The 25,350-nt window shown below is 68.6% G+C and carries 23 protein-coding genes; all 23 read right to left on the bottom strand.

Annotation, left to right across the window (positions count from 1 at the left end):
• Positions 1 to 67 precede the first annotated feature (67 nt).
• The 23 genes from coaD to hutH all read right to left on the bottom strand — a co-directional run bounded on the left by coaD (position 68) and on the right by hutH (position 25,341).
• Complete coding sequence (gene coaD / locus IFSED24_RS04610; RefSeq protein ID WP_491334047.1) at positions 68 to 559, bottom strand: pantetheine-phosphate adenylyltransferase; 492 nt, start codon at positions 557 to 559, stop codon at positions 68 to 70.
• A 13-nt stretch (positions 560 to 572) separates the two neighbouring features.
• Positions 573 to 1,139, bottom strand: coding sequence for a 16S rRNA (guanine(966)-N(2))-methyltransferase RsmD (gene rsmD, locus IFSED24_RS04605; RefSeq protein ID WP_491334046.1), 567 nt, complete (start codon positions 1,137 to 1,139; stop codon positions 573 to 575).
• Positions 1,136 to 1,675, bottom strand: coding sequence for a shikimate kinase (locus tag IFSED24_RS04600; RefSeq protein ID WP_491334045.1), 540 nt, complete (start codon positions 1,673 to 1,675; stop codon positions 1,136 to 1,138). Before IFSED24_RS04600 ends, rsmD begins: the two co-directional genes overlap by 4 nt.
• A 73-nt stretch (positions 1,676 to 1,748) precedes the next feature.
• Positions 1,749 to 3,107, bottom strand: coding sequence for a type IV pilus secretin PilQ (gene pilQ, locus IFSED24_RS04595; RefSeq protein ID WP_491334044.1), 1,359 nt, complete (start codon positions 3,105 to 3,107; stop codon positions 1,749 to 1,751).
• Positions 3,107 to 3,568, bottom strand: coding sequence for a hypothetical protein (locus tag IFSED24_RS04590; protein ID WP_491334043.1), 462 nt, complete (start codon positions 3,566 to 3,568; stop codon positions 3,107 to 3,109). The genes pilQ and IFSED24_RS04590 overlap by 1 nt, the downstream gene beginning before the upstream one ends.
• Positions 3,569 to 3,580: 12 nt before the next feature.
• The gene (locus IFSED24_RS04585; protein WP_491334042.1) at positions 3,581 to 4,246 is read right to left on the bottom strand and encodes a type IV pilus inner membrane component PilO; all 666 of its coding nucleotides are present in this window, start codon (positions 4,244 to 4,246) and stop codon (positions 3,581 to 3,583) included.
• Positions 4,247 to 4,250: 4 nt separating this feature from the next.
• Positions 4,251 to 4,829 (bottom strand): PilN domain-containing protein, encoded by a 579-nt coding sequence (locus IFSED24_RS04580; RefSeq protein WP_491334041.1) that lies wholly within the window; start codon positions 4,827 to 4,829, stop codon positions 4,251 to 4,253.
• The gene (pilM, locus tag IFSED24_RS04575) at positions 4,826 to 5,989 is read right to left on the bottom strand and encodes a type IV pilus assembly protein PilM (protein WP_491334040.1); all 1,164 of its coding nucleotides are present in this window, start codon (positions 5,987 to 5,989) and stop codon (positions 4,826 to 4,828) included. The genes IFSED24_RS04580 and pilM overlap by 4 nt, the downstream gene beginning before the upstream one ends.
• Positions 5,990 to 6,169: 180 nt before the next feature.
• Positions 6,170 to 6,934: a prepilin peptidase gene (locus tag IFSED24_RS04570; RefSeq protein WP_491334039.1), complete on the bottom strand. Its 765-nt coding sequence runs from the start codon at positions 6,932 to 6,934 to the stop codon at positions 6,170 to 6,172.
• Positions 6,931 to 7,653: a hypothetical protein gene (locus tag IFSED24_RS04565; protein WP_491334038.1), complete on the bottom strand. Its 723-nt coding sequence runs from the start codon at positions 7,651 to 7,653 to the stop codon at positions 6,931 to 6,933. The genes IFSED24_RS04570 and IFSED24_RS04565 overlap by 4 nt, the downstream gene beginning before the upstream one ends.
• The gene (locus IFSED24_RS04560) at positions 7,653 to 8,417 is read right to left on the bottom strand and encodes an ABC transporter permease (RefSeq protein ID WP_491334037.1); all 765 of its coding nucleotides are present in this window, start codon (positions 8,415 to 8,417) and stop codon (positions 7,653 to 7,655) included. The genes IFSED24_RS04565 and IFSED24_RS04560 overlap by 1 nt, the downstream gene beginning before the upstream one ends.
• Entirely contained in the window at positions 8,411 to 9,406 is a 996-nt protein-coding gene (locus IFSED24_RS04555; RefSeq protein ID WP_491334036.1) for an ABC transporter ATP-binding protein, read from the bottom strand. The genes IFSED24_RS04560 and IFSED24_RS04555 overlap by 7 nt, the downstream gene beginning before the upstream one ends.
• Before the next feature lie 160 nt (positions 9,407 to 9,566).
• Positions 9,567 to 9,959 carry a type IV pilin protein gene (locus IFSED24_RS04550; protein ID WP_491335028.1) on the bottom strand — a complete coding sequence of 131 codons (393 nt, stop codon included), beginning with the start codon at positions 9,957 to 9,959 and terminating at the stop codon, positions 9,567 to 9,569.
• A gap of 265 nt (positions 9,960 to 10,224) precedes the next feature.
• The gene (locus IFSED24_RS04545) at positions 10,225 to 11,730 is read right to left on the bottom strand and encodes a sigma-54-dependent transcriptional regulator (protein ID WP_491334035.1); all 1,506 of its coding nucleotides are present in this window, start codon (positions 11,728 to 11,730) and stop codon (positions 10,225 to 10,227) included.
• A 76-nt stretch (positions 11,731 to 11,806) separates the two neighbouring features.
• Entirely contained in the window at positions 11,807 to 13,459 is a 1,653-nt protein-coding gene (locus tag IFSED24_RS04540) for a two-component system sensor histidine kinase NtrB (protein WP_491334034.1), read from the bottom strand.
• 3 nt (positions 13,460 to 13,462) lie between these two features.
• Positions 13,463 to 14,680 (bottom strand): type II secretion system F family protein, encoded by a 1,218-nt coding sequence (locus IFSED24_RS04535; protein ID WP_491334033.1) that lies wholly within the window; start codon positions 14,678 to 14,680, stop codon positions 13,463 to 13,465.
• Positions 14,681 to 14,700: 20 nt separating this feature from the next.
• Complete coding sequence (locus IFSED24_RS04530; protein WP_491334032.1) at positions 14,701 to 15,774, bottom strand: type IV pilus twitching motility protein PilT; 1,074 nt, start codon at positions 15,772 to 15,774, stop codon at positions 14,701 to 14,703.
• 11 nt (positions 15,775 to 15,785) lie between these two features.
• Complete coding sequence (pilB, locus tag IFSED24_RS04525) at positions 15,786 to 17,483, bottom strand: type IV-A pilus assembly ATPase PilB (RefSeq protein WP_491334031.1); 1,698 nt, start codon at positions 17,481 to 17,483, stop codon at positions 15,786 to 15,788.
• 163 nt (positions 17,484 to 17,646) lie between these two features.
• The gene (locus IFSED24_RS04520) at positions 17,647 to 18,072 is read right to left on the bottom strand and encodes a ComEA family DNA-binding protein (protein WP_491334030.1); all 426 of its coding nucleotides are present in this window, start codon (positions 18,070 to 18,072) and stop codon (positions 17,647 to 17,649) included.
• Positions 18,073 to 18,085: 13 nt separating this feature from the next.
• The gene (locus IFSED24_RS04515) at positions 18,086 to 20,662 is read right to left on the bottom strand and encodes a hypothetical protein (RefSeq protein ID WP_491334029.1); all 2,577 of its coding nucleotides are present in this window, start codon (positions 20,660 to 20,662) and stop codon (positions 18,086 to 18,088) included.
• Between the two features lie 55 nt (positions 20,663 to 20,717).
• Positions 20,718 to 22,265, bottom strand: coding sequence for a tetratricopeptide repeat protein (locus IFSED24_RS04510; RefSeq protein ID WP_491334028.1), 1,548 nt, complete (start codon positions 22,263 to 22,265; stop codon positions 20,718 to 20,720).
• A 173-nt stretch (positions 22,266 to 22,438) separates the two neighbouring features.
• Complete coding sequence (gene hutI, locus IFSED24_RS04505) at positions 22,439 to 23,758, bottom strand: imidazolonepropionase (RefSeq protein WP_491334027.1); 1,320 nt, start codon at positions 23,756 to 23,758, stop codon at positions 22,439 to 22,441.
• A gap of 11 nt (positions 23,759 to 23,769) precedes the next feature.
• Positions 23,770 to 25,341 (bottom strand): histidine ammonia-lyase, encoded by a 1,572-nt coding sequence (gene hutH, locus IFSED24_RS04500; protein ID WP_491334026.1) that lies wholly within the window; start codon positions 25,339 to 25,341, stop codon positions 23,770 to 23,772.
• Between the last annotated feature and the right edge of the window lie 9 nt (positions 25,342 to 25,350).

Below are 25,350 nucleotides of genomic sequence, written 5' to 3'. Positions count from 1 at the left end.
GCAACCCAAAACAATTTCAGACACCAAAGAAGCACCGGATCCACGCACCGGGCAAGGAAATCCGGCGCTAACGCGGCGGATCCGCGGCCAGCGCCGTGGCCACCGGTCCAGGAACCAGCGCGGCCAGCGGTCCCCCGTGCCGCGCCACGTCACGGACCAGGCTGCTGGAGATGGCCGCCAGGTCCGGCCGCGCCGGCAGCCAGACCGTCTCGAACCCCGGCAGCAAGGTGGTGTTCACGCCGTGCAGGCTCCATTCGTGCTGGTAGTCGCTGGCGCTGCGCACGCCGCGGACCACCGCGGCGGCCCCGCGCTCGCGCACCTCGTCCACCAGCAGCCCCGTGAACGTCACGACCCGGCAGGCCGCCAGCACGGGCTCCTCGGCCAGGCTGGCCCGCAGTAGTTCGGCCCGGCGCTCGGCCGACCACCAGCCCGCCTTGCCGTGACCGGCCACCAGCACGTCGACCCGCTCGAAGAGCCGCAGCGCACGGCGGAGGATGTCGAGGTGGCCGAGCGTCACCGGATCGAAGGATCCGGGGTAGAGTGCCAGGCGATCAGGCATGAGGCGCCTCCGTTCAGTCCGGCGCCGGGGCCGGACGCAGCAGGGTCAGGGCCGTGCGGCCGTAGTGTCGCGTATCCAGGGACCAGACCGGCGCCAGGGACGCCGGCACGGGGTTCGTCTCCACGGGGTGCTCCAGGACCAGCGCCGAGACCAGGGCCGGCCCGGCTGCGAGCACGGTCCGCACCAGGTCCGCAGCAACCGGGCCGGCATAGGGCGGGTCGGCCAGGATCAGCGGTGCCGCCGCCTCCGGCGCGAGCCGGCGCGCCAGCCAGCGGGCGGCATCGGCGCGGTGCAGGCGCCAGCGATCGTCCGGACAACGGCAGCGCTCGAGGTTCTCGCGGACCGCTGCCAGTGATCGCGGCGACACATCGACGAAATCCACGTGGGCGGCGCCGCGGCTCAGCGCTTCCAGGCCCAGGGCGCCGCTGCCGCAGCAGAGATCCAGGACCGCCGCCCCGGCCACCGTCCGGCCGAGGATGTTGAAGATCGCCTCTCGCACCCGGTCGGTGGTGGGCCGCACGTCCAGACCGCGCACGCTCTCCAGACGTCGACCCCGCCAGTTCCCGCCCGTGATCCTCACGCCACGGCTCCGGCGCCGGCTGCTGCCAGGTGAATGGCGGCGCCCAGCAGGCGACGAGCCTCGGCAGCGGGCTCGCGATCAACCGCTTCCAGCCGCAAGCGTGCGGCCGCCGCGAAGAGCGGCCGCCGCCGGGCATACAGCGCGGCCAGGCCCGATTCGCCCAGATGCTCCCAGACCGGACGCGGCGCTTCGCCCCGGCGCGGCGCCAGCCGGCGGCGCAGCACGGGCCAGGAAGCGTCGAGCCAGACGACCAGGCCGCGGTCTGCCAGCAAGGTCATGGTCGCCCATTCTTCCACCGTACCGCCGCCGGTGGCCACGATCAGCGGCTGATCCGCGGGCAGACCCGCCAGCGCCTCGCGCTCCAGCGCCCGGAAGCGCGTGGGGCCCGACCCGGCGAAGATCTCCGGCAGCGGCCGGCCCGCCAGCGCGGCCACCGCCTGGTCCAGATCGACCACGCGCCGACCCGAGGCCTGGCCGAGCTGGATCGCCAGGGTGGTCTTGCCCACCGCATTGAAACCGATCAACGAGATCCACATGGCCCGATCATAGGCCAGAAGAAGGGCCGGAGCAAGCTGCTCCGGCCCTCGAGAGATCGTGGCGGGGTCCGGCTCATTCGCCGTAGGTCACATCGCCCTCGGGCGTCATGCTCACCTTGCTCTGCAACGAGAGCTGGTCGCGGGTTAGGTATTCATCGGTGACCACGCGCGGCGTGACGAAGATCACCAGCTCGCGCTCGTCCTCGGTGTCCGAGGTGTGGCGGAACAGGCCGCCCAGCAGCGGGATGTCCTTCAGCACCGGGATCCCCGACTCGAGCTTGCTCTCCACCGAACGGATCAGGCCGGCGATGATGGCGGTCTCGCCGTTGCGCACCATGACGCGCGTGTCGCTCTCGGAGGTGTTGATGATCACGCCGCCCTGCACCGTGGCCTGGCTCGAGAGGTCGCTGACCTCGTTGTGCACGTCCAGGGTGATGCGCTCGGGGCTGTTGATGTGCGGGGTGACCTTCAGGAGGATGCCGATGGTGGTCAGCTGCGTGATGGCGTTGCCCGCCTCGTCGGCCACGATCAGGGGGATCTTCTGGCCCACGAGGATGCTGGCCTCGCGGTTGTCGGTGGTGGTGATCACCGGATTGGAGATCAGGTGCGCCAGGTTGTCCGACTCGAGCGCGTCCAGCTGCGCCAGCACCTCGCCGTAGTCCTGCACGGTTCCCACCCGGAACGATCCCGAGGGCTCGGTCACGGGGTTGTTGATGGCGATGTCACCGATCATGTTGGAACCGTTGGGCTGGAAGTTGTTCAGCGACCAGCTCACGCCGAGTTCGCGCGTGGCGCGGCTGTTCAGGTCCACCAGACGGGCGTTGATCTCGACCTGCGGCGTCTGGGTGTCCAGCTGGCGGGCCGTTTCCTGGATGATCGCCACGCGATCCTCGATGTCGTTGATCAGGAGCGAGTTGGTGCGCACGTCGACATCGATGTTGCCGCGCTTGGTCAGCATCTGTTCGAGCGAGTCCTTGACCTCCTCGGCGTTGGCGTACTGCAGGGTCGCCAGGCCGAGGGTCAGCTTCTCGAGTTCGTCGATCTGCTTCTCCGCCATCTTCACCGCCACCTTCTCCTGACGGAGGTCGTCGGCGGTGTCGACACGGAGGATGCCGTTCTCCTCGATGAAATCGAAGCTGTGCGACTTGAGGATCACCGCCAGCGCTTCGCGCCAGGGCACCTCCTCCAGCTTCACGGTGACCTTGCCCATCACACGCGGCGAGGCCACGATGTTGGTCCCGGAGAAGCTGGCCAACGAACGCAGGACCGTGCCGATCTCGGCATCCTGCACGTCGAGCGACACCTTGGGGCCGTTGTCCGCGGCCACGGGTACGAGGTTGACCTGCGCCTCGTCCTGCCCCAGGGCAGGGGCCGACACGAGCAGCATCGCCGCCACGGTCAGCAGGGTCAGGTTGCGGATCCGTCCGGCCATCACTTCGCCTCCGGTTTGTCGAGTGTCAGGACCACCGTGTTGGAGATGCCGTAGAGAGTCAGTCTGGCAGTCAGGCGGTTCTTGCGGATGCTGACCACCCGCCCGTTGAGCACGCGGTCACCCACGCGCAGGATGTAGCCGAAGCCCTCGCCGTCCTCGACGAGGGCGAACTGGTCGTCCTGGCCCCACATGACGCCCACCAGCTTGGCGCTGTTGACGTCGACCAGCTCGCCGCCGGCGGTCTGTTCGTACTTGCCGTCGACCAGGGTCTTGAAGGGGTCGGACTTGCCGTAGGACTGGTAGAAGAACTCGTTGGAGCGCACCGCGTCGAGGCGGGCGCCCGACTCCTGGCTGGGCGAAGTGCCCCCGCCGTCCTCGGCCAGGGCTCCCGACAGCGGCAGCACCGCCACGAGGACGAGGGCCGCCAGGACGGGGGTCATCAGATTGCGATTCCGCGTCATGCTCGGCACCTCCTAGTGCGACGCCTTGGTGGCCGGCTTGCCCTTGGCATCGGCACTGGCCAGTTGCTTTTCCCCGTCATCGGTGGCGTCGCGCGGGCCGCCGCCGACCAGGGTGTAGGCGGTCAGGGTCAGCTCGGTCTCCACGGTGTAGGGCGAGTCGTCGGTCTGCTTGACGCCCTCCATGCGCACGTTCTCCACGTTGACGATCCGGTTCAGGTTGGCCAGCCGGCTGAGGAAGACCCCGGTCTGGTGGTAGCCGCCCTGGATCCGGACCGACACCGGATTGTCGGTGTAGAACTCGCGCGAGAGCGCCGGGTCGGGCCGGAACAGCTTGAAGTCCACTCCCGACTGCTTCCCCGCGGCGGTCACCTTGCGCAACAGCGCCGGCATCTCGTTCTGCTCGGGCAGCAGGGTGCTCGCCACGCGCCACTGCTCGTGAAGCGTCTCGTATTCGCGTTCGACCCGGGCCAGGTTCCGCACCAGCAGGCGCGCCTTCTCCAGATCGCGGCTCAACTCGTGATGCTTGGTCTCGAGCTGCTGCACCGTCTGCTGCCGCGCCGCGTAGGTGAACGGGTACATGGTCTGGGTGAACCACAGCGGCGTGATCACCACCACGACCACGATGGCGCCGGCCCAGCGGAGGAACTTCGGATCCTTGAAATCGATGTTGCCTGTCATGGGGTCAGCCTCCGTACCCGGCGCCGGCCGCGGGACGCACGGCCCGGGCCTGAAGCTCGAACTTGACGACGTTGACGTCCTCGATCAGACCCTTCTCGGTGATCTGAAGGTCGACGCCGTTGAAGTAGGGCGAACGGTCGAGATTCTGCAGCAGATCACTGACCAGGAAGTTGCTGAAGGTCACACCCTCCATGGTGTAGACGTCGCCACCGGTCTCCTCGAAGCGCGTCAGCCAGAGGTGATCGGGCAGCGCCCGGTTCACCTCGTCGAGGACGTGCACGCGGAAGTAGCGATCGCGGTCGAGCGCACTGATCACCTCGAGGCGCTGGTTCAGGCTGCTGCGCTGCTCGTCCAGCCGCTTGATCTTGGCGATCTCGGGCGCCAGCCGCCGGCTCTCGGCCTCTTCGGCGGCGATGGTCTGCTCGAGGTTGGCGATCTTCTGACCCTGGTACAGACCCAGCACGGTCATCACGCCGATGGCCACCACCACGAGGATCAGCGGCGCGAAGGTGCTGAGCTCGGGCAGCGCCAGGTTCCGTTTAACCTGGACCTCGTCCCGGGGCAGGAGGTTGATGCGGATCATCGCTCCACCGCCTTTCGCAGGGCCAGGCCGACGCTCACCGTGAGCATGGGACTGAGCTGCTCGGGATCCTCGTCGCCGAAGACCCCGCTCTCGTAATCGAGTTCGGCCAGCGGATCGGCGATCTCGCCGGGCACCCCGTAGCACTCGGCCAGATAGGCGACCAGGCCGGGCAGGCGCGCGCCGCCGCCGCTGACGACGATGCGGTCGATACCCTCGGCCTCGCCGCTGTTCTTCAGGTAGCTGAGCGAGGGCTCGAGACCCTGGAAGATCTCCTCCCCCACCGAGCGGACGATGTCGATGACCAGCTCGTGATCGACCTCGCCGGTCTCCCCGCGCGCCACGTCGCTGGCGGTCTCCCAGGTCAGCCCGAGCTGCTTCTGGAATTCCTCGACGAACTGGGTGGTGCCGATGGGCAGATCGCGGGTGAAGTAGGGCACGCCGTCCTTGACGATGTGCACGTTGGTCACGCCGCCGCCCACGTCCAGGAGCGCCACGAACTCGGAGTCGCCGGCGGGCTCGGGCGCGGATTCGGGGGCGAAATCCTCGAGGGGGGCGTCGGTCGGCGATTCCGCCTCGACCGCCTCCTCTGTCTCCGCCGCATCCAGCGCGGAACCGCCGTGCAGGTACTCCCAGGAGTTCTGGTTGGCGAAGGACGCCACCTCGATCACCATGGGCGAGTAGCCCGCATCGCGGATCAGCTCGGCGTGGGTCTGGACCATGTCCTTCTTGGCCGCGACCAGGAGCACTTCCATCTGGCCGGCGCCGATGTCCTCGTCGAGGATCTGGAAGTCCAGAGTGATGTCGTCGATGTCGAAGGGGACGTGCTGCTCGGCCTCCCAGTAGATGGCCTCGCGCGCATCCTCCTCGCTCATCTTGTCCATCACGATCTTCTTGACGATCACCGCGCGACCCGACACCGCGGTGGCCACGGGCTCCTTGGGGATCCCCGCCTTGTCCGCACATTCGAGCACGGCCTGGATCACCAGTTCGCGGTCCATGATCTCGCCGTCGACGATGGCCTCGGGAGCCAGGTCGACCATGGCAAAATGCGTGATCAGTGGACGCTCCTGGCTCAGATCCAGGCGGAGGCACTTGACCACGCTGGACCCGATGTCCATGCCGGTCAGCGTCTTCTGTTTACCTTTGAGGAATCCGAACATCTGTGGCCTACCTCATCGCTGGTGAATCGGGCCCCTTGCCCTCGCACAGGACGCGTCCCGGGCCAACGTCGCAACATGCATGCCACTTGCCTATTCGACCCGGAACGCCCGGCCTTGAGTCGTTATTTTGCGATCCGGCTCGCCACCGGGTGCCACCGGCGGCAATTCCTGCCGTCTCTGTCAGGTCAGGAGGCCGAGATACCACGTCCAGATCGCCGGACCGGCCATCAGGATGGCGGCGGCCGCGGCGGCCAGGAAGGTGCCAAAGGGCAGCTTGGCGGTGCCGGCAGGCCGACCGCCGCTGCGGATGACCACGAAGAGCGTGCCCAGCAACGCCCCGGCGCCGAGCACGGCCGCGGCGGCCCAGGGCCCCAGGAACGCACCGACCATGCCCATGAGCATTACATCGCCGCCGCCCATGCCGGCCTGCCCGCGCAGCAGGCGATAACCCTCCGACAGGGCCAAAACACTGCCCCCGCCGACCAGCAGGCCCAGGATCGACGCCCCCAGCCCGAGTCCCGTGGCCTCGGCGCTGGCCAGTCCCGCCGCCATGCCGATCACGGTCAGGGTGTGCGGGATGATCATGTGCTCCCAGTCGATGATGGCGATGACGCCCAGCAAGTAGAGAAAGACGAACGCCACTCCGGCGGCGAAGGTCGGCCCGGCCCAGAACACGCAGCCAGCGCCGAGCAGCGCGCCGGCCAGCTCCACCAGCGGGTAGCGCACCGAGATCCGCACCTGGCAGCGGCGACAACGCCCACGCAACACGAGCCAGCTCCAGAGCGGCAGGTTGTCGTACCAGGCGATCTGTGCCGCGCAGCCCGGGCAGTGTGAGCGACCGCGAACCACCTGCTGGTTCCTGGGCAGGCGGTGGATCAGGACGTTGGCGAAGCTGCCGAGGCAGGCGCCCACGACGGCGGCGGCGAGGACGGACACGGCGATCACGGCGACTCCTCGGGGCTCTGGGGACTGGGCGGTCCGATCTGACCGGGCAGCGGCTGCCCCGCCAGCGAGGTCTGGCACTTCTCGATCATCTGTTCGGCGAGCTGGCGCATGTCGGTACTCTCGGTGGTCCGGCGCAGGTTCTCCCACAGGATGAGCGATCCCTCCATGTCCCCGCCGCGCCGGCGCGCGAACGCGGCGAACCGCCGGCAGAAGTCGCTCGCTCCGGGCAGCATGGCGGCGGCCTCGAACCAGAGCGAGGCGGCGGCGTAGTCGCGACGGAAGACGTAATGGACGAAGCCCACGTCGAAGTGGAGCTGCCAGTCGTCCGGGTTGGCGAGGATGCCCCGGCGCAGCATGGCGAGGGCGCCCGCGAAGTCGCCGTGGTCCATGGACAGCACCAGCGAGGCGAAGCGGTAGGCCTCGGTGAAGCCGGGATCGAGGGTGGTCACCGCGCCCACCAGCTCGGTGAAGTAGCGCAGATCGTGTTCGCCGCGGCGATAGCCGCCGTAATACTGGGTGGCTTGCAGCCAGACGTAGTCGGCTGCCGGGGCGTGGAAGCCGAGGCTGGCCTCGCGCAGGAACGTGCCCGAGGGGTAATACAGACGCTCGTCGTGATCGGCGGTGGCGGCGGCCTCGCGGATGTGGTCGGCCAGGCGCGGCGCACAGGCCAGCAGCCCGATCACCAGGAGCAGTCGTGCGGTGGCGACCAGACGCGCCATCACAGCTCCTTCCGCACGAAGACCCAGCGCGCCACCAGCAGCAGCACCGCCACCCAGGCCACGCCGTACACCGTGGCCAGGGCCAGGTGCTGAGCGGATACCGGTTCACCCTGCACCACCGCGGCGCGCACGTTGAAGACCTCGAGGTCGGGCAGGAGACGGTAGAGCACCGACACCACCAGGCCGCGGACGCCGCCGGCCATGGCCGCGAAATCCCGGAGCGATTGCAGGAGGTGTCCGATGGCGAAGAAGGCCAGGCTGAAGACCGCGGCCAGCGCCGGGCCCACCAGGGTCGAGAAGAGCACCGCGGCGGCGCAGAGCAGCAGCAGCTCGAGGAGGATCAGGTAGATCGCGGCCAGGTGTCCCCAGCCGATGGAGGCCGGAGTGATGGCCACGGCGCCCAGGTAGATCAGGCCCATGAGCAGCACCATGCAGCCCAGCGTCAGCGCCAGGCCGAGGTACTTGCCCGCCAGGTACTCGCCACGGCCCACGGGCTTGGTCAGGATGGTGGTGATGGTGCGGCGGTCCATCTCCTTGCGGACCATGTTGGCGCCCACCAGCAGCACGACCAGGAGGCCGAGGAGCGCCATGGCGGCCAGGCCGACATCGGCCACGATCTTGGCCTGGGCCCCCACGGTCAGCGGCGAGAGCACCGTGGTGGCGCCCAGCAGCGCCACGCCGAAGAACCCCACGAGGTAGAAGAGCTTGTCCCGCACCGCTTCGCGGAAGGTGCCGCCGGCCATGGCGGCGACGCGGTTCAGCATGACACCACCTCCCGGGATGTGGGGCGGGCCGCGGTGAGCGAGGCGAGGAACTGGTCCTCGAGCCTGCCCTGATTCTTGCCCAGTTCGTGGATCGTCACGCCGTCCTGGTGGCAAGCCGTCAGCAGGAGTCCCGCCAGGCCCGGATCGGCCGCCAGGACCTCGAGGTGATCGTCCTGGCTATGGTGCGAGGTGAACCCTGACGCTGCGAGCTGACGGGCCACGGCGCCGCCGCTGGGTGGCCGCGACAGGACGAGCCGGATCTCGCCGTCAGCACGTGCATACCGCAGGTCCTTGATCTCCTGCAGCTGGCCCTCGCGCAGGATGGCCACCCGGTCGGCCACAGCCTCCACATCGGGCACGATGTGCGAGGAGAAGACGATGGTGGTGCCGCGCCGTTTCTGATCGAGCAGGATGTCGCGCACCTCACGGCGCCCCACCGGATCGAGCCCCGATTGAGGCTCGTCCAGGATCAGCAACGTCGGCTCGGCCAGGAGTGCCTGCGCCAGGCCGATGCGCTGGCGCATACCCTTGGAGCAGGCGGCCAGACGGCGGTCCCGGGCCGCGGTCATGCCGACCAGATCGAGGCACTCGCTGGCGCGGAGGCGGCGCGTCTGCCCATCCAGGCCCAGCAGCTTGCCGTAGAAGTCGAGGAGTTCGCCGGCGGTGAGGTTCTCGTGGAAGTAGGGCGCTTCGGGCAGGTAACCGACGCGCTGCCTGGCTGCGGGCAAGCTGGCCGGAATGCCGCAGATGGTGATGTCTCCGGCATCGGGCCGGACCAGGCCGAGGATGGCCTTCAGGGTGGTGGTCTTGCCGGCGCCGTTGTGCCCCAGGAGCGCGAAGACCTCGCCGGGCTGGACCCGGAAGCTGAGGCCAGCGACCGCCGGCTGGCCGCGGCGACCCCAGAATCCGCGCCGGTAGGACTTCTGCAGCCCCTCGACCTGCAGGATGGGGTCCGGTGACTCGTTTCTGGTCAGGTGGCTCGTGTGCATGGCCAGACTGCAGCTCCTTCTGGCGCCAGGATGTCCACCAGAGCCCCCGGGGACTCGTTCGAGAGCGCCATGGCGATGAATTTGCAATCCTGGTGCCAGCCGGCAGCAAAAAGAAGCGGGCCCCCATCGGGGGGCCCGCTTCCCGCACTCGCGTTCGGGACTAGCTACCGCTGGTCAGGACGACGACCTCGCCGTTCTTACCCCAGCCGTTGATGGTGTAGCCGACGTTCACGCCAGCCTGCACGATACACACGATACCGACCTGGCCCTGGGTCGCAGCCGCGACGGCGAACTGGGGCTCGGTGGCCGCGCCGGTGAAGGCGTTGTCCAGCAGGTCGGGGTTACCGTCGCCGTCCACGTCGGGGAACAGCGGGGTGAGGTTCGCGTTGGTGTCGGAGTAGATGCCGTCGTTGCGCACGGCATAGTCCTCGGCGGCCAGCTGAACAGTGTGGGCCACGCTCTTGACCTTGGCTTCCTTGGCACGGTCCTGCATGGCGATGAAGTTGGGAACGGCGATCGCGGCCAGGATGCCGATGATGACGACCACGATCATGAGCTCGATCAGCGTGAAGCCCTTGTTGTTCACTGGGTTCCTCCTTGTTCCGGTCGCTACGACCACGGGTGTGGGCCCGGTTGGCCCGTGTACCTGCCGATGGCAAAGGATTCTTTGCAATGGACGTGCCAGATTGCCGTCAACAGTTTCCTTACCTTCAAGACGTTGTCGAAACGTCACTTAAAAATCTCGTGCTTCCGATCTGCGCTGGCACGGGCCGGAATTTCCGTGCAGCATGCACCCTCGAGGGGCGTTTGGTGCCGCGCTATTCCACGTTCACCGGTTCCGGACTGACCAGCTCCTCGACTGCGTCGGTCTCCTCGGCCGCGTCCTGGACCGCCGTCACGGCGGCGTACATCCGGTCGGCCTCGTCGAATTCCTCCTCCTCGCGCGCGTCCAGCTCGTCCTGTCCCACGCCGTAGCGCAGGAGCTTGCGATAGAGCGTCGAGGGATTGATCTCGAGGATCTCGGCCGCGCGCTTCTTGTGCCAGCCCACGGCCTCGAGCACCTGCAGGATGTGCGCCTTCTCCAGTTCCTCCAGCGAGACCATGCCTCCGACCAGGGTGGACGGCATGGTCGGTGTCCCCACGTGGCCGTGCAGCGTCGGCGGTAGATCGCCCAGGGTGATGCGGGTGCCGTCGCGCATGATGCTGGCGCGCTCGATGACGTTCTCCAGCTCGCGCACGTTGCCGGGCCACTCGTAGCCCTGCAGGCAGCGCATGGCGTCCTCGTCCACCAGGCTGTGCAGCCCGCCCTGGTAGTCGCTGGCGCAGAAGCGGCGCAGGAAGTGGTCGACCAGCAGCGGGACGTCCTCGGTCCGGTCGCGCAACGCCGGCAGCGCCAGCGGGATCACGTTGAGGCGGAAGTAGAGGTCGGTGCGGAAGCGGCCTTCCTGGACCTCGAGTTCGAGATCGCGGTTGGTGGCGGCGATCACGCGCAGGTCCACCTTCACCGGCTGGGCGCTGCCCACGGGAATCACCTCGCGCTCCTGCAGCATGCGCAGCAGCTTGACCTGGGTGCTCTGGGGCATCTCGCCGATCTCGTCGAGGAAGATGGTGCCGCCGTTGGCCTGCTGGCAGAAGCCGTCGTGCTCGCGGTCGGCGCCGGTGAACGAGCCCTTGGTGTGGCCGAAGAGCTGGCTCTCGAGGAGGGTCTCGGGGATGGCGCCGCAGTTGATCGCCACGAAGGGCCCCTGAGCGCGGTCGCTGCGGTCGTGGATCGCGCGGGCCACCAGCTCCTTGCCGGTGCCCGACTCGCCGTTGATCAGCACGGTGGCCGGCGTGGCGGCGATCTTGTCGATCATCTTGAAGACCGAGCGCATGCGCGGGCTCTGCCCGATCATGGTCTGCTTGCTCTTCTTCTTCTTCAGCTCGCTCTTGAGCTGCTTGTTCTCCGACTCCGCTCGCCTGAGCTGCAGGGCGTTCCGCACCACGATCTTGATCTCGTCGTTCTTGCTGTGCTTCTGCAGGTACGAGAACGCGCCGAGGTTGACCGCGTCGATGGCGGTCTGTTCGCTGGCGTAGGCGGTCATGATGATCACCGGGGTCTCCGGATCCACCGCCCGGACGCCCTTGAGCAGCTGGATACCGTCCATTCCGGGCATCTGGATATCGGTCATGACCACGTCGCAGGGAGCCTGCTCGAGGCGTTGCAGCGCCTCGGCCCCCGAGTTCGCGGTCTGGACCTCGTAGCCCTCCTTGCCCAGGAGGATGGAGAGGTACTGGCACATGGATTCTTCGTCGTCGACGACCAGGATCCGGCCAAGGGACATGGGTTCTCTCCTTAAGCAGCTGGGTAGCGGGGCGAATCGTCTATCCCATCGACCGCCATGGGCGGCGCTTGAACCATCAGTGCGACGCCACGGCCTCGGCACCGGCCAGGGCCGGCTGGAGGTCCGCAACGTCCGTTTCGGGGTCGGCCAGCGGCAGGCGCAGCACGAAGGCCGCCCCTCCCGCCGGGTTGTTGTGCGCCTCCACCGTGCCGCCGTGGCCGTGGACGATGCGGGCGACCATGGGCAGCCCCAGTCCGGTGCCATGCTGCTTGGTGGTGACGAACGGCGTGAAGATCTCCTCGACCCGTGCGGGATCGAGGCCCGGTCCGCTGTCGGCCATCTGCAGCTCGCACTCGCCATCGCGCACGGTGGCGCTCAGCTGCAGCCGGCCCTTGTAGTGCATCGCCTCGCAGGCGTTGATGCCCAGGTTCAGGATGGCCTGCACGAGCTGCTCGGGATCGGCGAAGAGCACGATGCCTGCGTCGACCTGCCGGCAGCCAACCGTCACCTGGTCGCCGTGAGCGCCGACGTGCTGACGCAGTTGCAGCACCACCTCGTCGAGGAAGCCGCCGAGGTGCAGGACCTGCCGGTGGGCCGGCCGCATGCGGGCGAAGGCCAGGAAATCGGTGATGATGGTGTTGAGCCGACCGCTCTCGCGCAGGATCAGCTGCATGAGCTGGGCCTGGTGGCCCTCCAGCTCGAGTTCTCCCGACAGGAGCTCGACGCTGCCACGGATGCTGGCCAGCGGGTTGCGGAGCTCGTGCGCGATGCTCGCCGCCAGCTCCCCCACGCCGGCCAGGCGGTCGCTGCGCCGCAGGTGCTCCTGCAGGCGGCGGACCTCGGTGAGGTCGGAGAAGACCGCCACCACGCCGTCGGTGGCGCCGCCTTCGCCGGTCAGGAAGTCCACGTTCACGCCGAGCGGAACGGGGACGCCGTGGCGCTGGACCATGACCGTCGACCGCTTGCGCGGGCGGCCGTCGCGCAGCGCCGTGAGGATCAACTCGCTGAGCTCGTCGCCGTCGTCGCCGAGCAGCTGTTCGATGTCGCGCTGCGTTCCGACTTGCTGGGCCAGGCCGAGAATGGTGCGCGCCATGGGATTGATGCGCGTGACCGCGCCGGCGGCGTCGACGGTCAACAGGCCCGAGCCCAGATTGTCGAGGATCATCTGGACCTCGTGGCCCGTCCGACGCGCGCGCAGCGCCGCGCGATATTCGGCGCGCCGCCGTCGCGACGCCAGCCTCACCAGTTCGCCGGCCGCGAGCCCGGCTGCGAGCAGGAGCACCGCGCCCAGGCCGGTGGTCGCGGGCATGGGTCCGGGCGTTCCGTTGCGCAGGAGAGCGGGTAGGAGCAGGGCCAGCGCCGCCAGCGCCGCCGCGGCGGTGGCGCCCTCGCGGCCCAGCCGCAGCGCCGCGGTGGCCACCGGTCCCAGGAAGAACACCGACAGGCCGGGCGCCTGGGGCACCGCGGCCACCACCAGGGCCACCGCGGACAGATCGCTCACCAGGCTGAGGGTGTCGCGCCACCGGCGGCCGAGCCACCGCAGTTCGGGCAAAGCCTCGAGCGCCAGGGCGCACCAGAGCAGGGCCAGGCCGCAGGTATACGCCGTCGCCGACATGCCCACCGGATCGCGCACCACCGCCAGCAGCGAGCCGCCCGTCAGCAGGATCGCCGTCAGCGTGCGCAGCACCAGGCCGCTGTCTCCGGGACGTCGTTCCACGGCCGTGTTCACTGGCTAGCCTCCGACCACGTTGGCCATCTTGAACATGGGCAGGTACATGGCCACCAGCATGCCGCCGACCATGGTGCCCATGACCACGATCATCAGGGGCTCGATGGCCGCGGTCAGCGCCTCGACCGCCGCGTCCACCTCGTCGTCGTAGAAGTCGGCCACCTTGGAGAGCATCTCGTCCAGGGCGCCGGTGGATTCGCCGATGCCGATCATCTGCACCACCATGGGCGGGAACACGCCGCTGGCCTTGAGCGGCTCGGCGATGGTGTCGCCCTGGCTGATCGAACGCGCGGTGGCCTCGATGGCGTTCTGGAGCACGCGGTTGCCCGCGGTCCGGGCGGTGATCTCCAGGCCCTGCAGGATGGGGACACCCGAGCTGATGAGCGTGCCGAGGGTGCGGGTGAAGCGCGAGACCGCGCCCTTGCGCACCACGGTGCCGATGATGGGGACCTTGAGGAAGAGCCGGTCGGTGAGCAGCTCGCCCTTCTTGGTCTTGCGCAGGCGCTTGTACCCGAAGGTCAGCGCGAACACGCCACCGAGCAGGAAGTACCAGTTGTTCCGCAGCAGATCCGACAGGCCCATGACCACGCGGGTGGGCGCGGGTAGTTCGCCGCCGAAGTCGGAGAACATCTTGGCGAACACCGGGATCACGCCCATGAGCATGAAGATGCACGCACCGAGCGCCACGAAGAGCACGATGGCCGGATAGGTCAGCGCACCCTTCACCTTGCGTTGCAGCGCGTCGTTCTTCTCGAGGAAGACGGCGAGCCGTTGCAGGATGACGTCGAGGATGCCGCCGGATTCGCCGGCGGCGATCATGTTGACGAAGAGGTCGCTGAAGATGTGCGGGTGCTTGGTCAGGCCCTCGCTCAGGGTCTGCCCGCCCTCGACGTCCATCATGACCTGCTGGATCGCCATCTTGAAGTGCGGCTTCGGCTGCTGGCGACCCAGCACCTCGAGACACTGCACCAGCGGCAGACCCGCGTTGATCATGGTGGCGAACTGGCGCGTGAAGACGCAGAGGTCCTTGATGCTCACGCCCTTCTTGCCGCCGATGTTGAACTGGATGTCCTTGGGCTTCTTGCGCACCGACTGGATCAGGATACGGCGCTTGCGCAAGTACTCGCCGACTTCGCGGCGGTCCTCGGCCTTGTACTCGCCGTTGATGATCTCGCCCTTGGCGGTCTTGCCCTTCCAGATGTATATGGTCGTGGCAGCCACGGTTCCTCCTTGGTCGCGCGCTACTTGGCGCCGACCGGCTCGCCCAGCATCTGCATGAGCTCCTGCGCATCGGGACTGCGGCCGACGGCCGTGTCCAGCGAGATCCAGCGGTTCTCCACTGCCTGGTAGAGCGACTGGTTCATGGTCTGCATGCCGTGCTTCTGCCCGGCCTGCATGTGTCCGTAGATCTGGTGGGTCTTGTTGTCGCGGATCATGGCCTTGATCGCCGGGGTGCAGACCATGATCTCCAGCGCCAGCACCCGGCCCCCGCCCTTGGCGCGCGGGATGAGCTGCTGGGTGATCACACCCGACAGCGAGAAGCTGAGCTGCGAACGCACCTGGTTCTGCTGCTCGGGCGGGAAGACGTCGATGATGCGGTTGATCGACTCGAACGTGCTGTTGGTGTGCAGCGTGGCCAGGGCGAGGTGGCCCGTCTCGGCGATGGTCAGGGCCGCGCCGATGGTCTCGCGGTCGCGCATCTCGCCGATGAGGATCACGTCGGGGTCCTGGCGCAGGACATACTTGAGCGCCTGGCCGAAGCTCTTGGTGTCGTTGTTGACCTCGCGCTGGTTCACGATGCACTTCTTGTGCTGATGCACGTACTCGATGGGATCCTCGATGGTGATGATGTGACCGCCCCGGGTCTGGTTGATGGTGTCGACCATGGTGGCCAGGGTGGTGCTCTTGCCGCTGCCGGTGGGACCGGTGACCAGGATCAGGCCCTGGCTCCGGTTGATCAGGTCGCGGCACACCTGGGGCAGCCCCAGCTCCTCGAAGGTGTGGATGGTGTAGGGGATCTGGCGGATGGCCATGCTGGTGACGCCGCGCTGCATGAAGACGTTGGCGCGGAAGCGGCTGATCCCCTGGACGCCGAACGAGAAGTCGAGTTCCTTCTCGTTCTCGAACCGCTTCTTCTGTTCCTCGTTGAGGATGCTGTAGGCCAGGCGGCGCGTCTCCTCGCCGGTCATGACGTCGAAGGCGCCGCTGGTCACGATGCCGTCGACGCGGTACTGGGGCGGCAGTCCTGCCGTCAGATGAAGATCGCTCGCACCCCGGGACACCATCTCTTCCAAGAGTTCACGCATTCCGGTCAAGATCGTTCCTCCTAGTCCTGCACGGTGGTCTCGCGCAGGACCTCTTCGATGGTGGTGATGCCCTTGATGATCTTCTTGAGGCCGTCCTGGCGGAGGGTGAGCATGCCCTCCTCCATGGCCTGCTTGCGCAGTTCGGCGGTGCTGGCACGGTCGAGGATCAGCTCGCGCAGGCGCGGCGAGATGGGCATGACCTCGTAGAGGCCCTGCCGTCCGGCGTAGCCGGTGCCGCCGCACTTGTCGCAGCCCTTGCCGTGCATGGGTTGGGTGTCGGGCGGCAAGCCGATGTCGACGAGCGCCTCGGCGGGGACCTCGGCGGGCGCCTTGCAGTTCTTGCAGATCCGGCGCACGAGGCGCTGCGCCATGATCAGGTTGGTGGACGAGGCCACCAGGAACGGCTCGATGCCCATGTCGACCATGCGGTTGACCGTGGCCGGCGCATCGTTGGTATGCAGGGTCGAGAGCACGAGGTGACCGGTGAGCGCGGCCTTGACCGCGATGCCACCGGTCTCCAGATCACGGATCTCACCGACCATGACGATGTTGGGGTCCTGGCGCAGGAACGCCTTCAGGGCGGCGGCGAAGGTCAGGCCCACGTCGTCGCGGACCTGGACCTGGTTGATGCCGTCGAGGTTGTACTCCACCGGATCCTCGGCGGTCATGATGTTCACGTCGGGGTTGTTGACCCGCGAGAGGCACGAGTAGAGCGTGGTCGTCTTGCCCGAGCCGGTGGGCCCGGTCACGAGCACCATGCCGTAGGGCTTGGCCACGGCCTCGTAGACGTCGGTCAGCGCCTTGTCCTCGAAGCCGTAGCTGCCCAGGTCGAGGGTCAGGTTCCCCTTGTCGAGGATACGCATCACGACCTTCTCGCCGAAGATGCACGGCAGGGTCGAGACGCGGAGGTCGACCTTCTTGTCGCCGACCTTGAGCTTGATGCGGCCGTCCTGCGGGATACGGCGCTCGGCGATGTCCAGCTCGGACATGATCTTCAGGCGGCTGGTGATGGCGGCCCTCAGCTTGACCGGCGGCTCCATCACTTCCTGGAGCACGCCGTCGATGCGGTAGCGCACCCGCATGTGCTTCTCGTAGGGCTCGATGTGGATGTCGCTGGCGCCGATCTTGACCGCCTCGGCGAGCAAGGTGTTGACCAGCTTGACCACCGGCGCGTTCTGCTCCTCACCGCCGCCGACATCGTCGTCCTCCTGCTCCTCCACCACCTCGATGTCGTCCTCGATGCCCTCCATGATCGAGGCCAGCGAATCGGTGGGGGCGTAGTACTTGTCGATGGCGCGCTTGATCGCCACCTCGCTGGCGACCACCGGCTGGACGTCGAGGCTGGTGATGAACTTGATGTCGTCGATGGCGAAGATGTTGGACGGGTTGGCCATGGCCACCGACAGCACGCGGCCCCGGCGTTCGAGCGGCAGGACCTGGAACTTAGTGGCCACGTCGGCGGGGATCAGATCGATGCAATCGGTGGCGATGCCGGCCTGGTCGAGATCCACCACGGGCAGGTTGTAGACCTTGCCCAGGAACTCGGTGTACGTCTTCTCGTCCACCGCCCCGATCCGCATCAGGGCCATGCCCAGCGATCCGCCCTCCGACTTCTGCAACTCCTTGGCCTGCTCGATCTGGTCACCGGTGATGACCTGGGCATCGAGCAGTCGAGCGGCAATCTTGTCCCGGACGACGACGGAGCTACCAGCATTCATGTAACAGCCTCTCAGGCCACCAGCCCCGGAGGACCAGCGCACATTCGGCGGGTGTTCAAGCTGGGCGGGATCCCTCCCGCGGGTCTCATGATTCAGAGTCCTTATCGGTCCCCGGCAGGCAAGCTTGAGGTTTTATGCCCGGACCAGGATCGTCTCCCGGTAATCATCTTGCAGGATGCCCGCCCACGGCTGGCGCGCTATCTCTTTCACTGAAAGCGAGATAGGGCTCCAGTCGGGCGACGGTCCGTGGACCGATCCCGCGGATAGCCTGCATGTCGCGTGCACAGGCGAAATGCAATCCCGCGGCGCGGGCCGCCACGATGCGGCTCGCAATGGCGGGACCGATGCCGGGCAGGAGCTGGAGCGAATCGGCGGGACAGGTGTTGGGATCGAGGGGAATGCTGGGCAGGCGGGGAGCGGTGCGGACCGGCTCGGGCGTGTCCACGGCCAAAGGCGGCAGGTTGGCCTCGAGCCAGCCGGGCTCGCGCCACCGGCCTGCCGGATCGCACAGGATGGCCTGTCGGATCAGTCGGCCGGCCAGGACCAGACCCAGGATGAGCAGGATCCCGGCGATCTCGCGGCGCGTCACGCCGCATCGCCCGCTAGTAGTGGAAGACCCAGTGGAGTCGCCAGCGCATCTCCAGGCCGTGGGAGACGGCACCCGCGGAGAGCTGGAGCTCCTCGCCGGTCAGGTTGAGGAATTCGAGCGAGAGGTTGGTGCCCACCAGCCGGAAGCCGGTGATCAGATCCATGCGGGTGATGGCCGGCAATTCCTCGTCGCTGGCCAGGAACCAGGGATCGTTCATGGCGCCCCGGTTGTTCAGGTACCAGGCCAGCTGCAGGATCCCGTCCTCCTTGAAGAAATGATTCTCCCAGAGCACGGAGAGCGCCCAGTCGAGACGGGGCGGCAGCGAGATCCGCAGGTCGTCGTCGCGCGACCAGCTGCGATAGGTGCCAGCGGCGCGCACGCGCAGCCATCCCAGGAACCTCCCCTCGCGTGCGATGGCGGCGCGGATGGTGGCCGAATCCATGGCGACCCCGTTGTCCCAGCGACCCGTGCTGGTCGCTCCGGATTCCACGCGCCAGCCGATGCCCTGGCGCAGCCGCCGCAGCGCCGCCTCCAGCGCAAGATCGAAGCCCGCCAGCCGTGAACGCGTCGTGGCGGCCAGCCGCCACTCGTCCTCGCGATCCAGAGTGGCGTTGGGCAGGGCCACGGTGTGTCGCCCGCCGGGGACGGCGAAGCGCCAGGCCGTCGCCAGCTCGTCGCTGCGCGGCGCCCGACCGCCGTGCTCGAGCCGCAGTGTCCAGCGCGGCTGCCCCCGATTCTCGGCCAGGCCCACGGCGCCGCCGAGCAGCCAGTCCCCGTGCTCGTCCCACCAGCCGCCCACCGTGAGATCGCTGCGCCACCAGCTCCCCCGCCAGTTGCGCGATGCGCGCAGGCTCGCTTGCTCCCCTCGGACCCGGGAGGTGTCGGCGTGGTCGGCAGCCCATGACGAGGGGGCGCCGCTGTCGACCAGCGTCCAGCGCCCCCAGGCCGCATCGAGTCGACCGTGGCCCGCGGCGTCGCCCCAGGCGGCGAGCAGACCGGTCCGTGCCGCCTCCTGCTTGCGGTAATCAGAGCTGTTGCGATCCCAGTCCACGTCGTTCTGGGTCCAGTGGAAGGCCAGGCGGGCAGGTTGCCCGCCCGCGGTGGTGTGCCAGTCCAGCGCGGCGCGGGTGGACCAGAGATCCTGGTGGTCGATGTCGTAGGCCGGCAGCGCCTTCTTGAGCTTGCGCACGTTCTCGAGGCTGAGCGCCAGATCGCCCGCCTCGCCCAGATCCCGGCGCAGGATACCGCGGCCCGAACGGAACTTGGCCTGCCCCCAGAACTCGTCGGACAGCTCGTCATCCAGCTCGGGATAGCGGGTCTCGCCGGGCGTACGGAAATCGTAGCCCTCGTTGTCGAGCTGTTCCTCGAAGTCGAACCCGATGCGCCATGGCGCATGCGCGGTCAGCACGTGCAGGTCGCGCAGATAGGTCTCGTGCTTGCCCTTGAACCAGCGTGTGTCGGCGAGGTCTCGATCGGGAACCGGATCGTATGGCAAGGCCCTGATCTCGCCCCCCAGGCCCCCGCCTTCCCCCAGGCCGTAGGTGTTGCTGGCGAGGACCTGCCCCACCACCGCCATGGCCTCCGGATCGTCGAGGTAGCGGTTGTTCACATCCAGCGGGATCCCGTCGCGCACCACGCTGGGCGTCACGCTCGTGCCGGGCTCGCCGAAGAACACCACCGCCGACCCCTGTCCGCCGTCGACCACGGGCAGCCAGGCGGTGCGGCGGAGCAGGTTGTCCCGGTAGGTGGCGAAGAAGGGATTCCAGAGCGGACGTTTCCATTCGCGCACGTACCGGTGCGGATCGTTCACCACGCTCGGCGGCAACTCGTTGCTGTCGACCGAGCGGGTGGCGGCCAGGGTATCGGTGGGCGCGGACAGGGAATCGGCAGCAGCGGCCAGGGAGTCTGGGCCCACCGTCGCCAGCGAGTCCACCGCCGCGGCGGACGCGATCGCCAGTCCCGACGAGTCCGCCGGCGCCGGACCGCTATCCTGGGCCTCGCCGATGCCCGTCCAGAGCAACACCAGCGGCAACAGGCAGACCGCGCGCACCGCGGGCCGCCGCAGCCGGGTCAGCCGCGCGGCCAGGGCCGGCAGCAGCAGGCCGAAACCGATCGCCGTGGTTCCCGCATGCAGCACGGCCAGGCCGGCCCCGGCGAGCAGCGTGCTCCACAGCGGCAACGAAATGCTCACAGCCATGGCCATGTTGGTGGCCAGGTCCAGGATCAGCGCACAACCCGCACCGGCCAGGGCGGCCAGACCGGCGCGCGGCCGCCAGGGCCAGCGGCGCAGCGGGACCGCCAGCCAGCCCCCGACCAGGCCCGCCAGCGCCATGCCCAGCAGCTGGGCGGCGAGGATCAAGGGGATCGGGGCACCCATGGGACTGGTCAGCGAGTAGACCGCCATGGCCAGTGCGCCCGCGGCGGCGCCGAGCAGGGGCCCGAGCGCCAGCCCAGCGAGCGCTGCATTGAGGCTCATCAGTTCGCAACCGGGAACCCCGGCCAGCAGGTAGCCGAGGCCCACTCCGGTGCCGGCAAAAAGGCCCAGCAAGACAGCTTGCCGGACCCGCAGATAGTCCTGTTGGGCGGTCACGGGATTCATGGCCCGCAGGGTAAGCGATCTGCTCCCCCCGGGCAAGGAGTGGTGATCAGCCGATGGCGGTGTGCAATCGGTGGGCGACGTCGGCGAAGCCGGCATCCACGGCGTGGATGCGCCGGTAATGTGCCTGGGCCTCCTCGGTCCGGTCCAGTTCCTCGAGGATGCGGCCGGCGTGGTAGCGCAGACCGAGCGCGGTGGCGCTCCCCTCGGCCTCGCCGGACAGGCCCTCCTGCAGGACCTCGAGTGCTTCCTCGGATCGGCCGTCCCGGTGCAGGGCGTGGCCCCACATCTCCCGGGCCTGCTGGGCGTGGGTCGGGTCCGCCGCGGCGGCGGCGAAGGCCAAGGCCGCCTGGTCGTAGAGTCCGAGCTCGAGATAGACCAGCCCCTGCTGGTACTGAGCTTCAGGGTCGGCATCCCCGGAGTCTCCCACGTTGCGTCCGATCTCGCTGGCGATGGTGGAGACCTGCTCGGTCTCGCTGCTGCGCAGGATGTCCTCGCCCTCCTCGGCGAGGATCTCGTCGAGGAGATTCACCGAGCCGCCGCGCGACGGCGCCGCCGGCTCCGGTGTCGTGCCCACGCTCTCTGCCGCGGCGTCGATCAGCGAGGCGAAGCTGGTGTCGTCATCCGCCTCGAGCTCGATGCTGATGCAACCGTCCTCGTCGGTCAATCCGGGTTCCGCCACCGCCACCGCCGGATCCTCCTCCTGGCCGGCGAATAGAGAACCCTCCGCCGGGACCTCCAGTTCCCCTCCGGCCGACAGGAATTCCTCGAAGGCCGAGGCGGTGGCGCTGGCCTCGTCGGCAGCCGCCGGAGGACCGGCAGTCTCGGGCTCGGGATCGTCCATGGCCATGGGCGCCGCTGCGGGTTCGTCCGGGACGGCATCCGCGGACGGCCCGGTTGCCAGATCGAGGGTGTTGAAATCGTTGAACCCGGTGGGTGCGGACTTCCGGCCCGTGACCTCTTGCCAGCGAGAATACTCGGCATAGTTGGCCAGTTCGGGGAAGTCGCCAGTGGCCTTGGCCACGGTGGCGGCGGCCTGGTCGGCCTGCCCCGCCTGATGCGCGAGACACGCCCGCAGGATGGCGGTGCGTGCCGCCTCCAGCGGCATGTCCCAGATCCGGAAGATCCCCTCGACCCGCTCGAGGATCGGGTCGCTGCTGGCGTAGAGCGTGAACAGTTCCAGGCACCGCTTGAGGAAGATCTCCTTGATCTCGCCGGAGACCTCCTCGGCGGCCGACAGGAACTTCAGGGCGTGCTGTTCGCCCTCGGCGATCAACCCCTGCGAGCTGCGGATCTCGGCCAGGAACCAGTGGGCGTTGATGTTGTTGTCGTCGTGCCGCAGGACCTTCTTGTAGACGGCCTGGGCGTTGTTCAAAAGGCCCGTCTGCTTGTAGCGCGACGCGGCGCTGAGGAACTGGCGCACGGCCTTGCTGATGTCGCCGGCCTTCAGACAGAGATCCCCGTACTCGTTCAGGAGCGACGGATTGGTCTTGTCCATGTCGAGGATCTGCGCGTAGGCCTCGGCCGCTCCGGACCAGTCGCGCTTCTTCCCGGCTTCATATGCTTGCTGCTTGAGCTTGCGCAATTTGGAGGACAAGGAGCCGCCCCCTGGGTGTCCTGAACCGTGATCTCGTCGTTGCCGGCCACCGGGATCTCATTCCGGCAGCGTCTCGTTCAGTATCATCGTTCGTATTGCCCGGCAGTTGAGCGGAAAAAAGCGAAGGCGGGCACCGTTCGCCGGAACCCGCCTTCAGACCCCGTCCATGGCACTCAAGCGGCCGGTCGACCGCTCCGGTAGACCGCGCCCACCATTCCCACACCGCCGTGGTAGGGCACCAGCCGGTAATCGTCCCCGTTCAGCAGCACGAAATCCGCCGCCTTGCCCGGCCCGAGCGAGCCGACCTCGCCGGCCAGTCCCAGAGCCCAGGCGGCATTGAGCGTGGCGGCGACCAGCGCCTCGGCCGGCAGCAGTCGCATCTGGCTGCAGGCGATGGACTGGATCAACGGGATCGACCCGATGGGGCAGCTGCCGGGGTTGAAATCCGAGGCCACGGCCACCGCGCAACCCGCCTCGATCATGCGGCGGGCCGGAGCGTAGTCACGGATCCCCAGGGAGAAGACCGTGCCCGGCAGCAGGGTCGCCACGGTCCGCGAAGCCGCCAGGGCGGCGATGCCAGCGTCGTCGATCCTGATCAGATGGTCGGCCGAATCGGCGCCCAGCCGAGCCGCCAACACCGACCCGCCCATGGGTTCCAGTTCGTCGGCATGCACCGTGCAGCGCAGGCCGAGGGCGGTGGCCCTGGTCAGGATGGTCTCGGTCTCGGCCAGGTCGAAGACCGAGGGTTCGCAGAACACGTCGCAACGCTGCGCGAGCCCCTCGGACGCCACCTGCGGCAGCACCTCCTCGCAGACCAGACGCACGTAGTCGGCGCGGCGGTCGCGGTACTCGTCCGGCACCTCGTGGGCCGCCAGGCAGGTCAGGACCGCCCGCAGGCCCACCGCCTCCGCGGCGCGGCGCGCCACGCGCAGCATCTTGATCTCGTCGGCCGGCGAGAGGCCGTAGCCGCTCTTGATCTCCACCGTGGTCGTGCCCCAGGACAGGAGCCGGCGCAACCGGCTCTCGGCCAGCGCCGCGAGGTCGTCCTCGCTCCGCTCGCGCAGGTCGCGCACCGAGGCCCGGATGCCTCCTCCGGCCGCCGCGATCTCGAGATAGCTCTCCCCGCGCAGCCGCCGCTCGTATTCATCCTGGCGCGTGCGTCCGAACACCGCGTGGGTGTGGGGATCCACCCAACCCGGCACCACCGCCCGGCCTCCAGCATCGACCACGGAGATCGTGGCGGGCGCCGCCGCCGCGCCGAACAGCTCGCGCCGCAACTCGGCCTCGGGTCCGGCTGCCACCACCTTTCCCGCGGCCACGGCCAGTGCCGCGGCGTCGAAGGCGCCGATCCTGGCGAGGTCCTCGCCGCGCCGCGGACCGTCCTTGTCGACCGCGGGATCGTGGACGGTGCAGAGCTGGCCGATGTTCACCACCAGCAGGTCGATCTCGTTGGGGTCGGGCAGCCGCTCCAGATAGTATCCCGTGCGGTTCAAGGGTGCCTCCTCTAGGCAAGGGTCGCCAGATGATCGTCGAGACCGGCCAACAGGTCACCGCGGCGCAGCAGGTCGCAGACCGCGGCCAGGTCCCCGGTGAGCGGTCGGTCGCCCGGCGAAGTGTCGACCTGACTGCGCAGCCGTTCCAGCACTCCAGCCAGCGGCGCCGCGGGCCGGAGGACCGGACGTCCCAGACGCCGGGCCGCCGGTTCCTGGGTGATGAACTCGAGGGCGCGGGCGGCGGTCAGGATCTCCAGCGCCACCACCGCCTCGCAGCGGTCGAGGCACGGGCCGAGCTTCAGGGCGCCCACGCTGCCCATGCTGACGTGGTCCTCCTGGCCATCGCTGGTGGGGATGGAATCCACGGCGGCGGGGAAGGCCTTGCTCCGGGTCTCCGAGACCAGCGCCGCCGCCAGGTACTGGGCGATCATCAGCCCCGATTCGAGGCCCGGATCCGCGGCCAGGAAGCGGGGCAGGCGCCCGCCGTTGCCCGAGAGCAGGAGGTTGACCCGTCGCTCGGCGATGTCGGCGATCTCGGCGCAGGCGGCGTAGAGCGCGTCGAGCTGCAACGCCAGCGGCTGGCCGTGGAAATGCCCGCCGGTGACCACCTCACCGGTCTCGGGGAAGAGCACGGGATTATCGGTGACCGCCGCCGATTCGCAGAGCAGCACGGCCTCGGCCCGCCGGATCTGGCCCAGGCTGGCGCCGACCACCTGGGGGCAGCAGCGCACCGAGTAGGGATCCTGCACGCGACCGCAGTCGCGATGGTGCTCCTGGACCTCGCTGCCGCGCAGCAGGCTCGTGAGCACCGCGGCGGCCTGACCGATCTCCGCGTGCGGTCGCAGGGCGTGGTACGCCGCGCCGAAGGGCCGCGTGCTGCCCTCGAGCGCCTCGACGGACAACGCGGCCGCCACCAGCGCGTGCGATACCAGCGACCGTGCCCGCGCCACGCCGTGCAGGCCCAGACTGGTCATGAGCTGGGTGCCGTTGATGAGCGCCAGCCCCTCCTTGGCCTCGAGCTGCAGCGGCTCGCGCCGGTGCGCGGCCAGCCGGGGCCCGGCCGGCTCGGGCCGACCATCGTCGGCCAGGACGTGCCCCTCGCCCATGAGCACCAGCGCCAGGTGGGACAGCGGCGCGAGGTCGCCGCTGGCGCCCACCGAACCCCGCGACGGGATCCAGGGCACCACGTCGCTCGCGAGCAGCCAGAGCAGCTGGTCGATGACCGTGGGGCGAACGCCCGAGTGCCCGCCGGCCAGGCTCATGGCGCGCAGCAGGATCAGGCCGCGGGTCTCGGGAGCCGAGAGCGCGGGTCCCCAGCCCACCGCGTGGCTACGGATCAGGTTGCGCTGCAGATCGGCGAGCTGGGCCGCCGGGATCACCGTGTCGGCGAGCTTGCCGAAGCCCGTGTTGACGCCGTAGACCCGTGCGTCGCCCGCTTCCAGCCCGCGCCGGAAGGCGAGGCAGGCGGCGACCCGTTCGCGGGCCTCCTCTCCCAGCTCCACCGGTCGGCCACGGTGGCACACCGCCACGAAAGTGGCGGTGTCGAGCTGATCCCGGCCGATGACGAAGGCGTTGCTGTCCATGGGCGACCT

This window comes from Candidatus Latescibacter sp. IFSED24, from assembly GCF_058273205.1.
This window is presented reverse-complemented; position numbering and strand designations above follow the sequence as displayed.

Coding starts and splice junctions, on each gene's coding strand:
- hutH (WP_491334026.1), bottom strand. CDS start 25,341: ATGGACAGCAACGCCTTCGTCATCGGCCGGGATCAGCTCGACACCGCC.
- pilB (WP_491334031.1), bottom strand. CDS start 17,483: ATGAATGCTGGTAGCTCCGTCGTCGTCCGGGACAAGATTGCCGCTCGA.
- IFSED24_RS04545 (WP_491334035.1), bottom strand. CDS start 11,730: ATGTCCCTTGGCCGGATCCTGGTCGTCGACGACGAAGAATCCATGTGC.
- IFSED24_RS04560 (WP_491334037.1), bottom strand. CDS start 8,417: ATGCTGAACCGCGTCGCCGCCATGGCCGGCGGCACCTTCCGCGAAGCG.
- pilQ (WP_491334044.1), bottom strand. CDS start 3,107: ATGGCCGGACGGATCCGCAACCTGACCCTGCTGACCGTGGCGGCGATG.
- IFSED24_RS04550 (WP_491335028.1), bottom strand. CDS start 9,959: ATGATCGTGGTCGTCATCATCGGCATCCTGGCCGCGATCGCCGTTCCC.
- IFSED24_RS04600 (WP_491334045.1), bottom strand. CDS start 1,675: ATGTGGATCTCGTTGATCGGTTTCAATGCGGTGGGCAAGACCACCCTG.
- IFSED24_RS04580 (WP_491334041.1), bottom strand. CDS start 4,829: ATGATCCGCATCAACCTCCTGCCCCGGGACGAGGTCCAGGTTAAACGG.
- IFSED24_RS04565 (WP_491334038.1), bottom strand. CDS start 7,653: ATGGCGCGTCTGGTCGCCACCGCACGACTGCTCCTGGTGATCGGGCTG.
- IFSED24_RS04590 (WP_491334043.1), bottom strand. CDS start 3,568: ATGACGCGGAATCGCAATCTGATGACCCCCGTCCTGGCGGCCCTCGTC.
- pilM (WP_491334040.1), bottom strand. CDS start 5,989: ATGTTCGGATTCCTCAAAGGTAAACAGAAGACGCTGACCGGCATGGAC.
- IFSED24_RS04555 (WP_491334036.1), bottom strand. CDS start 9,406: ATGCACACGAGCCACCTGACCAGAAACGAGTCACCGGACCCCATCCTG.
- coaD (WP_491334047.1), bottom strand. CDS start 559: ATGCCTGATCGCCTGGCACTCTACCCCGGATCCTTCGATCCGGTGACG.
- IFSED24_RS04585 (WP_491334042.1), bottom strand. CDS start 4,246: ATGACAGGCAACATCGATTTCAAGGATCCGAAGTTCCTCCGCTGGGCC.